The 12,792-nt window shown below is 70.3% G+C and carries 13 protein-coding genes; 8 read left to right on the top strand and 5 right to left on the bottom strand.

The features are described from left to right. Positions 1 to 170: 170 nt before the first annotated feature. Entirely contained in the window at positions 171 to 806 is a 636-nt protein-coding gene (locus OG870_RS32985; protein WP_266843782.1) for a class F sortase, read from the bottom strand. Next, positions 803 to 1,192 (bottom strand): Tat pathway signal sequence domain protein, encoded by a 390-nt coding sequence (locus OG870_RS32980; protein ID WP_266843784.1) that lies wholly within the window; start codon positions 1,190 to 1,192, stop codon positions 803 to 805. Before OG870_RS32980 ends, OG870_RS32985 begins: the two co-directional genes overlap by 4 nt. A gap of 203 nt (positions 1,193 to 1,395) precedes the next feature. Between OG870_RS32980 and OG870_RS32975 the strand changes: the two genes are divergently transcribed. Continuing rightward, entirely contained in the window at positions 1,396 to 2,073 is a 678-nt protein-coding gene (locus tag OG870_RS32975) for a YceI family protein (protein WP_266522218.1), read from the top strand. 117 nt (positions 2,074 to 2,190) lie between these two features. Here the strand turns inward: OG870_RS32975 and OG870_RS32970 are convergent, their stop codons facing one another. Then, on the bottom strand, positions 2,191 to 3,381 hold the full coding sequence (locus OG870_RS32970; RefSeq protein WP_266843786.1) for a polyamine ABC transporter substrate-binding protein: 1,191 nt from the start codon (positions 3,379 to 3,381) through the stop codon (positions 2,191 to 2,193). 214 nt (positions 3,382 to 3,595) lie between these two features. Further along, positions 3,596 to 5,035: a gamma-aminobutyraldehyde dehydrogenase gene (locus OG870_RS32965; protein ID WP_266522215.1), complete on the bottom strand. Its 1,440-nt coding sequence runs from the start codon at positions 5,033 to 5,035 to the stop codon at positions 3,596 to 3,598. 175 nt (positions 5,036 to 5,210) lie between these two features. Here OG870_RS32965 and OG870_RS32960 point away from each other — a divergent pair, with 175 nt between their 5' ends. The 7 genes from OG870_RS32960 (at position 5,211) to OG870_RS32930 (ending at position 11,919) form a co-directional block, all read left to right on the top strand. Further along, complete coding sequence (locus OG870_RS32960; protein ID WP_266522213.1) at positions 5,211 to 5,726, top strand: Lrp/AsnC family transcriptional regulator; 516 nt, start codon at positions 5,211 to 5,213, stop codon at positions 5,724 to 5,726. Between the two features lie 19 nt (positions 5,727 to 5,745). Next, the gene (locus tag OG870_RS32955) at positions 5,746 to 7,110 is read left to right on the top strand and encodes an aspartate aminotransferase family protein (protein ID WP_266522211.1); all 1,365 of its coding nucleotides are present in this window, start codon (positions 5,746 to 5,748) and stop codon (positions 7,108 to 7,110) included. Positions 7,111 to 7,331: 221 nt separating this feature from the next. Next, positions 7,332 to 8,072 (top strand): ABC transporter ATP-binding protein, encoded by a 741-nt coding sequence (locus OG870_RS32950; RefSeq protein WP_266590278.1) that lies wholly within the window; start codon positions 7,332 to 7,334, stop codon positions 8,070 to 8,072. Then, on the top strand, positions 8,054 to 9,397 hold the full coding sequence (locus OG870_RS32945) for a hypothetical protein (RefSeq protein ID WP_266590276.1): 1,344 nt from the start codon (positions 8,054 to 8,056) through the stop codon (positions 9,395 to 9,397). The genes OG870_RS32950 and OG870_RS32945 overlap by 19 nt, the downstream gene beginning before the upstream one ends. Before the next feature lie 95 nt (positions 9,398 to 9,492). Then, positions 9,493 to 9,900, top strand: a complete 408-nt coding sequence (locus OG870_RS32940) for a VOC family protein (protein ID WP_266522204.1) — start codon at positions 9,493 to 9,495, stop codon at positions 9,898 to 9,900. A 38-nt stretch (positions 9,901 to 9,938) separates the two neighbouring features. Then, positions 9,939 to 11,060, top strand: a complete 1,122-nt coding sequence (locus tag OG870_RS32935; RefSeq protein WP_266590274.1) for an LOG family protein — start codon at positions 9,939 to 9,941, stop codon at positions 11,058 to 11,060. Positions 11,061 to 11,223: 163 nt separating this feature from the next. Further along, on the top strand, positions 11,224 to 11,919 hold the full coding sequence (locus OG870_RS32930; protein WP_266590272.1) for an LAETG motif-containing sortase-dependent surface protein: 696 nt from the start codon (positions 11,224 to 11,226) through the stop codon (positions 11,917 to 11,919). A gap of 62 nt (positions 11,920 to 11,981) precedes the next feature. Here OG870_RS32930 and OG870_RS32925 read toward each other — a convergent pair whose 3' ends face one another. Further along, the gene (locus tag OG870_RS32925; protein WP_266522197.1) at positions 11,982 to 12,779 is read right to left on the bottom strand and encodes a maleylpyruvate isomerase family mycothiol-dependent enzyme; all 798 of its coding nucleotides are present in this window, start codon (positions 12,777 to 12,779) and stop codon (positions 11,982 to 11,984) included. Between the last annotated feature and the right edge of the window lie 13 nt (positions 12,780 to 12,792).

The raw sequence follows: 12,792 nt of genomic DNA, 5'->3' as shown, positions 1-12,792 counted from the left end.
TGGGGGGCTCGTGGCGTTCAGAGCGCTCAAAACGCTCGTGGCACTCGTGGCGCTCGTGGCACTCAGGTCAGGCAGGCCGGGCGGGAGGCTCACCGAGGAAGAGCCCGGACCGACGGCGTACGTTCCGTCGGCCCGGGATCCCGGTCGGATTCGGCCCGCCGACCGGCCGGTCAGGGGCTCGACGATCTCAGTGCCGCGAAGACGATCACGTTGTCGAGGTATCCGTCACCGCTCCGTTCGCCGCCGCACGTGATCAGCCGCAGCTCCGGCCGCTTGACGTTCCCGTACACCTCCTTCGACGGGAAGTCGGCCTTGGCGACGGTCCGCACGTCGGTCACGGCGAACACCGCAGCCGTGCCGTTCTCCAGGCGCGCCACGATCTGCTCCCCCTTGTGCAGGTCCTTCAGGTGCCGGAAGACCCCGTCCCCGTAGGCGCCGACCGTGACATGGCCGAGGATCACCGACGGACCGGTCTGCCCCGGCGTCGGGGAGTGTTCGTACCAGCCCGCCCGGTCGTGCGCCGCGATCGGCGGCACCTGCACGGTGCCGTCCGCGGCCAGGCCCAGCTTCATGACCGGGGTGTCGACCCCGATGGCCGGTATCCGGAGCCTGACCGGGGTCGATCGCCCCACCGCGGACACCGGCCCGGCGGCAGGTGGCGCGGAGGACGACGATGCGGAGGGCGAAGAGGCGCTCGCCCGGCTCCCGTCCGGGGAGTTGCCGCTCGTGGCGCCCGGGCCGCCGCAGCCCGCGAGGAGCGCGGCGAGCGCCGCGGCGGCGAAGGCGCGCCTGGAGAGCGGACTCATGCCCCGTTCGCCCGACGGCGGCGCACGAGGAAGACCGCGCCGCCGCCGAGGGCGACGGCCGCGGCGGCACCCCCGCCGATCAGAGTGCCCGCGCCCGACGAGTCCGAAGAGGTCGGCGCCACACCGGTGTTGGGCGCACCGCTCGGCACGACGGAGACCTGACCGCGCGACGGCGCCCGGGTCGGGGCCGCACTCGGCGCGGCGCTCGGGGCGGTGGTCGGGGTGGTGCTCTCGGCGGGGGCGGACGTGGGACCGGGGCTGGGCGCGCGGGTCGCGGAGGGGACGGGGCTCGGAGCCGCGGACGCCCCGTCGGCGAAGGCGGGCACCGCGCCCGCCAGCACGGCGGTGCACGCAACTGCCAAGGCACTGAGGCCGGTTCGGCGCATGAATCGCTCTCTTTCGTCGGTCCGCCCGGCGGTCGGCCGGGCGGGCTGTGTCACTGATCGAGCGGAGAGACGAGGCAGCCACGGCACAGGTTGTAAAGAGATGGCAAAGTCGACGGCTTCGGTGGGGCAATTGGTGACGACCGTGTGCGCGGGTCTTGAAGGAGGCTTGCGGCGCTCCTTGTCATGACGTAGTTACGTGAATCATGAACCTGTTCACCCGGGGTGCGTCCCTGCGCCGCCCGGCTCCCCCCACCCCGTCCACCGCAACCGCACCGCAACGCCCCCATCAGCCACCGGCGTTCGCCCCCACGGCGAATCTGTCGGATCCCGCACAGGCGGCGCTGACCGGCGAGTGGATGATCGACCCGGCGCACAGTCGTATCGGTTTCTCCGTCCGCCATGCCCTGGTCACGACCGTGCGGGGAGCGTTCACCGAGTACCAGAGCCGGCTCTACTTCGACGGCCGAGATCCGTCCCGTTCACGCGCCGAGATCGTGCTGTCCACCGCGTCGGTCGACACCGGTGTGGAACAGCGCGACGCCCATCTGGTCCACCGCGACTTCCTGGACGCGGCGACCTATCCCCATCTGCGCTTCGTCAGTACGGCAGTTCAGCTCGTGGGCAGCGACGTCTACCGCATGAACGGCGACCTGACCATCAAGAACGCCACCCGGCCGGTCGACCTGGAACTGACCTACATCGGCCATGTCACCGACCCGTTCGGGGACGAGCGGGTGGGCTTCGACGGTACGACCACCATCAACCGCTCCGAATGGGGCCTGACCTACAACCAGCGACTGGCGGAGGGCGGTGCCATGGTGAGCGAGAAGGTGCGCCTCCAGTTCGACATCGCCGCCATCCGTACGAGCCCGCGCGGCTGACGGCTCGAAGACCCGGTCGGCCTGCTCCGGCGGCGGTCCGGGCCCTTCGCCGACCGTCGTCGACCACCGCGATCACAGCGATCGGTGACGCCCACATCCAGGGCCACGGCGGCCGGGTCACAACCCCACGATCTTGTTCCAGCGCTTCGCGAACTCCACCCGCTCCGCCGAGGTGATGTCCCGCGCGATGACGAGCCGCGACCGCATCCCGGCGTCGGGGAAGATCAGCGGGTTCTCGGCCAGAGCCGCCGTGTCCTTGTCCTTCGCGTCGGCGAGGACGTGCTGGGCGGCCGGGACGGGGCAGACGTAGTTCACCCAGGCGGCGAGTTCGGCGGCGACCTCGGGCTCGTAGTAGTAGTCGACGAGCCGCTCGGCGTTCCTCTTGTGCCGGGCCAGGTCCGGGATCATCAGGGAGTCGGCCCACAGCTCCGCGCCCGCCTCGGGGACGACGAAGCGGATGTGCGGGTTGTCGGCCTGGAGCTGGATCACATCGCCGGAGTACGCCTGACAGGCCAGCACGTCACCGCTGACCAGGTCCTTGGTGTAGTCGTTACCGGTGAAGCGGCGGATCTGGCCGTTTTCCACGTACTTCTCGACCTGGTCGCAGACCTGGTGGAAGTCGGCGGCGGTCCACCGGGTGATGTCGACGCCGTTGCCCTGCATCAGCAGCGCGAACGACTCGTCCAGGCCGGACAGCAGGGTCACCCGTCCCTTGAGGTCGCGCGCCCACAGGTCGGGCACCTCCCGGATCTCGCGGCCCAGCCTGCGGCGGTCGTACGCGATGCCGGTGATGCCGGACTGCCACGGCACCGTGTACTTCCGGCCGGGGTCGAAGGCGGGCGAACGCAGCTGCGGATCCAGGTACTCGGCCACATTGAGCTGCTTCGCCCGGTCCATCGCCTGGACCCACCCCAGTCGCACGAACCGCGCGCACATCCAGTCGCTCATGACGACGAGGTCGCGGCCGGTCTGCTGGTGGTTCATCAGGGCCGGGCTGATCTTGCCGAAGAACTCGTCGTTGTCGTTGATCTCCTCGGTGTACTTGACGGAGATCCCCGTGCGCTTGACGAAGGCATCCAGCGTGGGCCGCCGGTTCGGATCGTCGTCGTCGGTGTCGATGTACAGCGGCCAGTTCGCCCAGGTCAGCCGCTTGTCACTGGCGGACAGATCGGCGGCTCCGCGATCACCGGGATGCACGTACGCGGCAGGCACCCCGCAGCCGGCCAGGCCACCGAGCGCCGCGCCACCGCCCAGCGCGCGCAGCAGGGACCGACGAGAGAACGAGGACGTCTTCGGCGTGAGGGGCATTGACGCAGCATGCCGCCCCCACCTGTGGCCCGACAATCGACGCAGCGTCGAGTGCCTCGCCCCGGTCCGGACACCCTGTCAAGCCGGGCAAGCCGGGTGGCGAGGGGCAACACGCGGCCCCGGACGGTCGGTTGACCGTCCGGGGCCGCGTACCACTCCGTGAGGACTGGAGGGCTGGAGGGCTGGAGGACAGCCGTCCAGCTACTGGCCCGTCCTAGCCGTCCAGCGACGTCATCACGTGCTTGATCCGCGTGTAGTCGTCGAACCCGTACGCCGACAGGTCCTTGCCGTACCCGGACTTCTTGAACCCGCCGTGCGGCATCTCGGCGACCAGCGGAATGTGCGTGTTGATCCACACGCACCCGAAGTCGAGCTTCTTCGACATGCGCATCGCACGCCCGTGGTCCTTGGTCCACACCGACGACGCGAGCGCGTACTCCACGCCGTTGGCCCACTCCACGGCCTGCGCCTCGTCCGTGAACGACTGGACGGTGATGACCGGCCCGAAGACCTCCCTCTGGATGATCTCGTCGTCCTGCTTCAGCCCGGACACGACGGTCGGCGCGTAGAAGTACCCCTTCTCGCCGACCTGGTGGCCACCGGCCTCGACCTTCGCGTGGGCGGGCAGCCGCTCGATGAAGCCGGAGACCTGCTTCAGCTGGTTGGGGTTGTTGAGCGGGCCGAAGAGCACGTCCTCGTCGTCCGGCTGACCCGTCTTCGTTTCGGCGGCCGCCTTCGCGAGCGCGGCCACGAACTCGTCGTGGATGCCCTCCTGGACGAGGACACGGGTCGCCGCCGTACAGTCCTGGCCGGCGTTGAAGAAGCCCGCCACCGAGATGTCCTCGACGGCCTTGGCGATGTCGGTGTCCTCGAAGACCACGACCGGCGCCTTGCCGCCCAGCTCCAGGTGGACCCGCTTGAGGTCCTTGGACGCCGACTCGGCGACCGACATGCCGGCGCGCACGGAGCCGGTGATGGACGCCATCGCCGGGGTCGTGTGCTCGACCATCAGCCGGCCGGTGTCACGGTCGCCGGTGATGACGTTGAAGACGCCCGTGGGCAGGATGGAGCCGATGATGTCGGCGATGAGCACCGTCGACGCGGGGGTCGTGTCCGAGGGCTTCAGCACGACCGTGTTGCCCGCGGCGAGCGCCGGGGCGAACTTCCACACGGCCATCATCATCGGGTAGTTCCACGGCGCGACCTGCGCGCAGACACCGATCGGCTCGCGGCGGACGATCGAGGTCAGCCCCTCCATGTACTCGCCGGCGCTGCGCCCCTCCAGCATCCGGGCCGCACCCGCGAAGAAGCGGATCTGGTCGACCATGGGCGGGATCTCCTCGGACCGCGTGAGTCCGATCGGCTTGCCCGTGTTCTCCACCTCGGCCGCGATGAGTTCCTCGGCGCGCTCCTCGAACGCGTCCGCGATCTTCAGCAGGGCCTTCTGACGCTCGGCGGGGGTGGTGTCGCGCCAGGCCGGGAAGGCCGCGGCGGCGGCCGCCATCGCGGCGTCGACGTCCGCCGGTCCGGACAGCGGCGCGGTCGCGTACGCCTCGCCCGTCACGGGGTTGACCACCTCCGTGGTCCGTCCGTCGGCGGCGTCCCGGAACTCACCGTCGATGTAATTGCGCAGACGACGCAGCTCGGTGCTCACTGCCGGCCCTCCAAGTTCGAGTGGATCCAACGTGTCCATTGGCTGAGACACCACCCTAATCCGCAAGCCCACGTTTTCAACACCCCTGATCGCCAGAAGACTACGAAATCCGCAGGTCTCAGTCCCGTAAACAACGAATTTCATCGGTTCACCCTTGCGGAACTGTCGAGACGTCGTGCACAGTGAGCCCGTGGCCAGTCGAAGCGCAGAGCACAGGGACTCCCGCGAGTCCAGGAACGGCACTCCTCATCTGGATGCCGTCTCCCTCGCCATCATCGAACAGCTCCAGGAGGACGGCCGCCGGCCCTACGCCGCGATCGGCAAGGCCGTCGGCCTGTCCGAGGCGGCCGTGCGCCAGCGCGTCCAGAAGCTGCTCGACCAGGGCGTGATGCAGATCGTCGCCGTCACGGACCCGCTCACCGTGGGTTTCCGCCGGCAGGCGATGGTCGGCGTCCACGTCGAGGGCGACCTGGACCCGGTGGCCGAGGCGCTGACGGCCATGTCGGAAGTCGAGTACGTGGTGATGACGGCGGGCTCGTTCGACATCCTCGCCGAGATCGTCTGCGAGGACGACGACCACCTGCTGGACGTCATCAACAAACGCATCCGGGCACTGCCCGGCGTGCGCTCCACCGAGAGCTTCGTCTATCTGAAGCTCAAGAAGCAGACCTACATGTGGGGAACCCGATAACCGTGAGGACCCGATAACCGTGAGCACCAAGGACCTCAGCCGCACCGCGTACGACCACCTGTGGATGCACTTCACCCGCATGTCCTCGTACGAGAACTCGCCGGTCCCGACCATCGTCCGGGGCGAGGGCACTTACATCTACGACGACAAGGGCAAGCGCTACCTCGACGGTCTCGCGGGCCTGTTCGTGGTCCAGGCCGGCCACGGCCGCGTGGAGCTCGCCGAGGCGGCCTTCAAGCAGGCGCAGGAGCTGGCGTTCTTCCCGGTGTGGTCCTACGCCCACCCGAAGGCCGTGGAGCTGGCCGAGCGCCTCGCCGACCAGGCCCCGGGCGACCTGAACAAGGTCTTCTTCACCACCGGTGGCGGTGAGGCGGTGGAGACCGCCTGGAAGCTCGCCAAGCAGTACTTCAAGCTGACGGGCAAGCCCAACAAGTACAAGGTCATCTCGCGCGCGGTCGCCTACCACGGCACCCCGCAGGGGGCCCTGTCGATCACGGGCCTGCCGGCCCTGAAGGCCCCGTTCGAGCCGCTCGTCCCGGGCGCGCACAAGGTCCCGAACACCAACATCTACCGCGCCCCGCTCTTCGGCGACGACCCGGAGGCCTTCGGCCGCTGGGCCGCCGACCAGATCGAGCAGCAGATCCTCTTCGAGGGCCCGGAGACGGTCGCCGCCGTCTTCCTGGAGCCGGTCCAGAACGCCGGCGGCTGCTTCCCGCCCCCGCCCGGCTACTTCCAGCGCGTGCGCGAGATCTGCGACCAGTACGACGTGCTGCTGGTCTCGGACGAGGTCATCTGCGCCTTCGGCCGCCTGGGCACGACCTTCGCCTGCGACAAGTTCGGCTACGTCCCGGACATGATCACCTGCGCCAAGGGCATGACCTCGGGCTACTCCCCGATCGGCGCGTGCATCGTCTCGGACCGTCTGGCCGAGCCGTTCTACAAGGGCGACAACACCTTCCTGCACGGCTACACCTTCGGCGGCCACCCGGTCTCCGCGGCGGTCGGCCTCGCCAACCTCGACCTGTTCGAGCGCGAGAACCTCAACCAGCACGTGCTCGACAACGAGGGCGCCTTCCGCTCGACCCTGGAGAAGCTGCACGACCTGCCGATCGTCGGCGACGTCCGCGGCAACGGCTTCTTCTACGGCATCGAGCTGGTGAAGGACAAGGCCACCAAGGAGTCGTTCAACGACGAGGAGACCGAGCGCGTCCTGTACGGCTTCCTCTCCAAGGCCCTGTACGACAACGGCCTGTACTGCCGTGCCGACGACCGCGGCGACCCGGTCGTCCAGCTCGCCCCGCCGCTGATCTCCAACCAGGAGACCTTCGACGAGATCGAGCAGATCCTGCGCGCGACCCTGACGGAGGCGTGGACGAAGCTCTGATCCTCCTGGATCGATCTTCGTGGACCGATCTTCGTTCTGGATGATCAACACCGGCCCCGGTGCCGCCCGTTCGAGTGAGAAACGGGGGCCCGGGGCCGTGTGCTGTCCGGCATCCCCACCTGAACTGCCTAGCGTGCCGAGTGACCGATCGGCCCTGTCTTCGTTCCCCCGCACGGGGGATGTGGCACGGCAAAAACGGATCTGAACCGAGGTGTACGCGGATGGTGGCCCCGCCGGACAACGACGTGCTCTGGGCACGAGCCCTGCACTTCCAGCACAGGGACGGCTCGCCCGCGCTCAGCGGCGTCTCGATCGGCGTCAAGGAGGGCGAGATCCTCGCCGTCAGCGGCCCCCGGGGCAGCGGCAAGACGACGCTGCTGCGCTGCCTGTCCGGCCTGCTGTCGGCCCAGCGCGGCGAGGTCTGGTTCAACAGCGCGCCGGTGCACACCATGGGCCCCCTGACCCGTGAGCGGCTGCGCCGCGACCGGTTCGGCTGGATCGACCCGGCCCCCGTGCTCGTACCCGAGCTGAACGTCTGGGAGAACGCCGCCCTCCCTCTGATGCTGCGCGGCACCAGCCGCCGTCGCGCGAAGACGGCCGCCCTGGAGTGGCTGGAACGCCTCGACGTCGGCGACAAGTCCCGTCGGCGCCCGCACGAACTGAAGCAGGCCGAGCGGCAGCGCGTGTCGATCGCGCGCGCCCTCGCCCCGGCGCCCACCGTCCTGTTCGCGGACGAGCCCACGGCCCCCCTGCACCGCGCCGACCGCGCCCACGTCCTGCGCACGCTCACCACGGCGGCCCGCTCGCACGGCATCACGGTCGTCCTGGCCACCCATGACGCGGAGACCGCGGCCCTCGCCGACCGCACGGTGTCGCTGCTGGACGGCCGGCGCGTGAACACGGTCCATCTGCCCCCGGTCGCCGAGGCGGAAGGCCGGGCCGCGTGCTCGCTCTCCGTCTGACCCGCGGCGCCCACCCGGCCGTACTGCTGCGCCGCGTCCTGGTGGCGCTGGCGTCGGCCGGCACGGGTTTCCTCCTGCTGTGCGCCCTCGGCTACGCGATGAGCCACGCGGAGGACCCCGCCGGCTCGGCCCTGCGTCTGGCCTGGTGCCTGACCCCGCTGGCCGCCACCGTGCACCTCGCGGTGGCGGTGGCCCGCACCGACCCGGCCACGAAACCCCGCGCCGGCCTCTCGGCCATCGGCCTGGGCCCGGCCGGTCTGATGGCGATCTCGGCCATGACCACGGCCCTGTCCTGCATGCTGGGTTCGCTGCTGGCGCTCCTGCTCTTCCTCCAGCTCCGCGGCGATCTCACCGGCCTGCCCTTCGACGGCGCGGCCTCGGCCTTCCTGGCCGCCGACCAGCCGTTGCCCTTCCCGGCGGCCCTGACCCTGCTCGCACTGGTCCCGGCCATCTCCTCGGTGACGGTGGCGTTCGTCCTGGCCCCGCGGGACACGAGGCCGGCCGCGGCACGGACGGCAGCACGCCGATACGGCCGCTTCGGGGCGTACGGCCGGTCGGTGGCACGGGAGACCTTCGGGGCGTACGGCCGCTTCGGCGCCCACCGGCGGGTCGCGGAGCGCCGTCCTGCCGCCGCCGCACCGCCGTCCGAAGGCCACCCCGCCTCTGCGGAGCCCCCTGTCACGGCCGCGCCCGACCCCACCCAGCCCCCGGCGCCCCACAGCGCCCCTGCTGGCCTGCCCTGGGGAATCTCCGTACTCACCGTCGGTCTGGCCGTGCAGGCCTACGCGGGCCGCACCTCGGCCGTACCCGGGCTCGCCCTCCCCGGCGGCCTCACCTCCGGCACCCCCGCGGTCGTCGTCGGCTGGGCTCTCACCGCCCTCGGCCTGGCTCTCGCGGGGCCCGGCCTGACCCATCTGTGCGGCCGTCTCCTGCAGGCGGCCCGCCCCGGCGCGCTGCGGCTGCTCGCCGGCCGCGTCCTGATGGAGGAGGCCACCCGCATCGGGCGCCCCCTCGGCGTCGTCTGCGCGGCCGCCTCCGGCGCGTTCGCCATGACGGCGCTGTACGAGACCAGTTCGTCCTCCCTCGGCCCGCTCACCACCGTCGGCACGTTCCTGGTCACCGGCTGCACCGTCGCCACGCTGCTCATCGCCGCCGTGGAGGCGAAGCACGCCCGGGCCGACACCACTGCCGCCCTGTTGCGCCTGGGTGCCCCCGCCACGATGCTGCGCAGTGCCGCAGCCCTCCGGGCAGGCACGCTGCTCGCCCTGTTCGGCCCGCTGACGCTGATCGTGGCGGAGCTGGCGGCCCTGCCACTGGCCCGCTGAGAACCCGTACGAAGGAAAATCCCGGGAGCCGATGAGTTCCGCGCGGGTCCCCGGTCTAACCCACCGAAAGGCACGCACCCGACGGGAGACCTCACATGTACCAGCAGATGATCTTCGTGAACCTGGCAACCGACGACGTCGACGCGTCGAAGAAGTTCTTCACGCAGCTCGGCTACACGATCAACCCGCAGTTCAGCAACGACGAATGCGCCTGCGTGGTGATCAGCGACACCATCATCGCGATGCTGCTGAGCAAGCAGCGCTACGCCGACTTCACGAAGAAGGAGATCGCGGACCCCACGAAGACCAGCGAGGTGCTGATCTGCCTGAGCGCGGAGAGCCGCGAGAAGGTCGACGAGCTGGTGAACAAGGCGGTCGCGGCCGGCGGCACCGCCAACGCCGATGTCCAGGACCACGGCTACATGTACGGCCGCTCCTTCGACGACCTCGACGGCCACAGCTGGGAGGTCGTGTGGATGGACCCGGCGGCGGTCCAGGGCTGAGACGTCCGCCCCGACATCGCTCTGCCTAGCATGGGGCCGTGCAGACGAGCCCGGCCCATGCGGCCCACCACGACGACCGCGAGATCGAGACGCTCGAGGACTTCGACGCGACCGTCTCGGCCCGCGGCACCCTCTCCGGCTACCGCGTGCAGGGCGTCGATCTGACGGACCGTACGCGGGAGTTGCTCACCACCGCCACCGCCGAGGCCGTCTTCCTCGGCTGCCCGATGCGCGAGGACGCGGCGGCGAAGGTCCGCGCCGACGGCGCCCTGCTCTTCCCGCCCGTCCCGCATCTGCCCTTCGACCCCTACCGCGGTCATCTCTACACGCCCGACGAGCTGTTCGCCTCACTGGACAAGGGGTACGAGCGGACGCCGGACGCCCTCGCGTACACCTGGTTCCAGCGCACCAAGGCCGACGGCGACATATACGCCTCGATGCTGCGCGCCGTCCACGACGACTCCGTCACCGACGCCCTCGACGAACTCCTGCGGGGCGCACGGGTGGTGGGTGTCATGGGCGGTCACGCGATGGCGCGCGGGACGCAGGCGTACGCCGGCGCGGCGCGCCTGGGCCGGGAGCTGAGCCGCGGCGGGTTCACGGTGGCGACGGGCGGCGGACCGGGGGCGATGGAGGCGGCGAACCTCGGCGCGTACGCGGCGCCGTACGACGACGCCATGCTGGACGAGGCCTGCGAACTCCTGGCGAAGGCCCCGTCGTTCGCGCCGTCGGTCAGCGAGTGGGCGCGGTACGCGTTCGAGGTGCGCGCCCGCTGGCCGAAGGGCAACCACTCGATCGGCATCCCCACCTGGTTCTACGGCCACGAGCCGCCGAACCCGTTCGCCTCGCACATCGCCAAGTACTTCGCCAACGCCACCCGCGAGGACGGCCTGCTGGCCCGCTCGAACGCGGGCGTGGTCTTCCTGCCGGGCGCCGCCGGCACCGTACAGGAGATCTTCGACAACGCGACGCCCAACTACTACGAGTCGCGCGGCGAACCGACGCCCATGGTGCTCGTCGACCGGGCGCACTGGACGGAGCGGTTGCCGGCCTGGCCCCTCTTGCGGGCACTCGCCCGGGAACGCTCGATGGAGTCCCGTATCGCACTCGTTGACCGGATCGAGGAGGCTCCGGAGGCGTTGAAACGTCTCGCTGGTTAATGAGAGTGCAAAGCCAACGGTCCAGGCCCGCCTTTGCATTGACACTCCTTATGGAACGCTTATAAACCTGTGAGTCTCATGGGGTACGTGAGGCTTCACCTCGACTGTCGTCTCACTTCCCGCCGTAAACCCCCCGCAGTTGCGCATCCCGTGAAGGGCAAACGTGTCCATAACTCGCCGTACCGCACGTCGTTCCGTGCAGATCCTGGGCGTTGCCGCCGCCTCCTCCGCGCTCGCGCTGAGCGCCGCGGGCAGTGCACTCGCCTGCAACATCAGTGAGTTCTCCGCCGAAGCCAAGTGCGACGGCAGCAAGGGCGTCATCTCGGTCACCGACCAGGACGCCTCCGGTACCCCGGCAACGGTCACCGTGTTCCTCGAGAACAACGGCGCCGACGTGCAGAAGGTCGGCGAGCAGGAGGTGACCGGCTCGCGCGAAGGCACGGTCGTCACCTTCTCCGAGGACTGGAAGCCGAACGCCGAGTACCGCGTCCACGTCTCGGCCGGCAGGGGCGATCGCACGATCGTCGACAAGGACATCACGCCGAACCTGACGACCCCGTCCGAGGGCTGCTCGAAGGACGAGTCGACGCCGCCCGCGACCCCGTCGCCGTCGGAGTCCACCACGCCTCCGGCCGAGGAGTCACCGACTCCGACCCCGTCGGCCTCCGAGAGCACCACCGCTCCGGCCGGCACCCCGAGCAACGCGCCGTCCCCGGCGGCCGGTGACTCGAACCTCGCCGAGACCGGCGCGAACTCCAACACCGGCCTGATCGCCGGTGTCGCGGGCGCGCTGGTCGTGGTCGGCGGCGGCGCCGTCTTCTTCGGCATGCGCCGTCGTGGGGCGAACAGCAGCCGCTGACGCCTCTCGCAGGACACCGCTGTGGCCCGTCCCCGTATCCCCGGGGGGCGGGCCTCAGTCGTTCAGAAGCTGGCCCGCTCCAGCCAGAACTCCAGCAGCTCCCGGTCGCCGAGGACCTCCAACTCGGGGCTGTCCAGCGGGATTCGGCCGTAGAAGGCGAGAAGGAGCGGGGTGAGGGGGCCGCGCAGGGCGACGTCCGCCTTCTCGTGGCCGCGGTGCCAGGAGACCCCGTCCTCGGTGAGTTCGACGACCCACTCGGCGTTCAGCTCGGGGGCGGTGTCGGTGGCGTGGAGATGGATGCTGCGACCGGGTCCGCGCAGCTCTCGCGAAGCGGCCTCGTCCGGCTCGGCCCGCTGGGACCATTCCACGATCTGCAGCCACTCGTCGATCGTGTCGGCGGCCACCTCGGGCGCGACCTCGTACGGCAGCCCGGCGGCCAGTGCGGCGTCCGCCCGGTGGACGGTGATCTCGTGCGCCATGCGTCGCGCCCAGAAGCCGGACGTGTGGATCCCGGCCCAGGCCCATACCTTCGCGTCGGGCCCGGCCTCGCGCATCGCGCCCACCGCCAGCTCCCCGGCCTCCGCCAGCCAGGCGTCGAGGGCTTCGGCGTCCCCCGGGGTCTCGGGGCCGTCGCCCCGCGGGATCTCCTCGTCGGGGACGTTCTCCTCGGCTCGCTTCCGCACGAGCGTCCCAGCCCAGCGCAGGACGCCGCCCATGTGCAGGTTGAGTTGTTCCAGGGTCCAGTCCGGACAGGTCGGGACAGTCGCGGACAGATCGGCGCCACTCGTCACCACCGCCCTCAACTGTTCGACCTGGTGGGCGATCTCGTCGCAGTAGCGGTCATGTGCAAGCAGCGTCATGTCGATCACCCTA

Source organism: Streptomyces sp. NBC_00461, assembly GCF_036013935.1.
Classification (GTDB): domain Bacteria; phylum Actinomycetota; class Actinomycetes; order Streptomycetales; family Streptomycetaceae; genus Streptomyces.
Note: the sequence above shows the minus strand (reverse complement) of the source record. Positions and strands in the feature narration are given on the sequence as shown.

Bases quoted from the DNA above. Each gene is read 5' to 3' on its own strand.
- OG870_RS32985 (WP_266843782.1), bottom strand. From the start codon at position 806: ATGAGTCCGCTCTCCAGGCGCGCCTTCGCCGCCGCGGCGCTCGCCGCG.
- OG870_RS32980 (WP_266843784.1), bottom strand. From the start codon at position 1,192: ATGCGCCGAACCGGCCTCAGTGCCTTGGCAGTTGCGTGCACCGCCGTG.
- OG870_RS32975 (WP_266522218.1), top strand. From the start codon at position 1,396: ATGAACCTGTTCACCCGGGGTGCGTCCCTGCGCCGCCCGGCTCCCCCC.
- OG870_RS32970 (WP_266843786.1), bottom strand. From the start codon at position 3,381: ATGCCCCTCACGCCGAAGACGTCCTCGTTCTCTCGTCGGTCCCTGCTG.
- OG870_RS32950 (WP_266590278.1), top strand. From the start codon at position 7,332: ATGGTGGCCCCGCCGGACAACGACGTGCTCTGGGCACGAGCCCTGCAC.
- OG870_RS32940 (WP_266522204.1), top strand. From the start codon at position 9,493: ATGTACCAGCAGATGATCTTCGTGAACCTGGCAACCGACGACGTCGAC.
- OG870_RS32925 (WP_266522197.1), bottom strand. From the start codon at position 12,779: ATGACGCTGCTTGCACATGACCGCTACTGCGACGAGATCGCCCACCAG.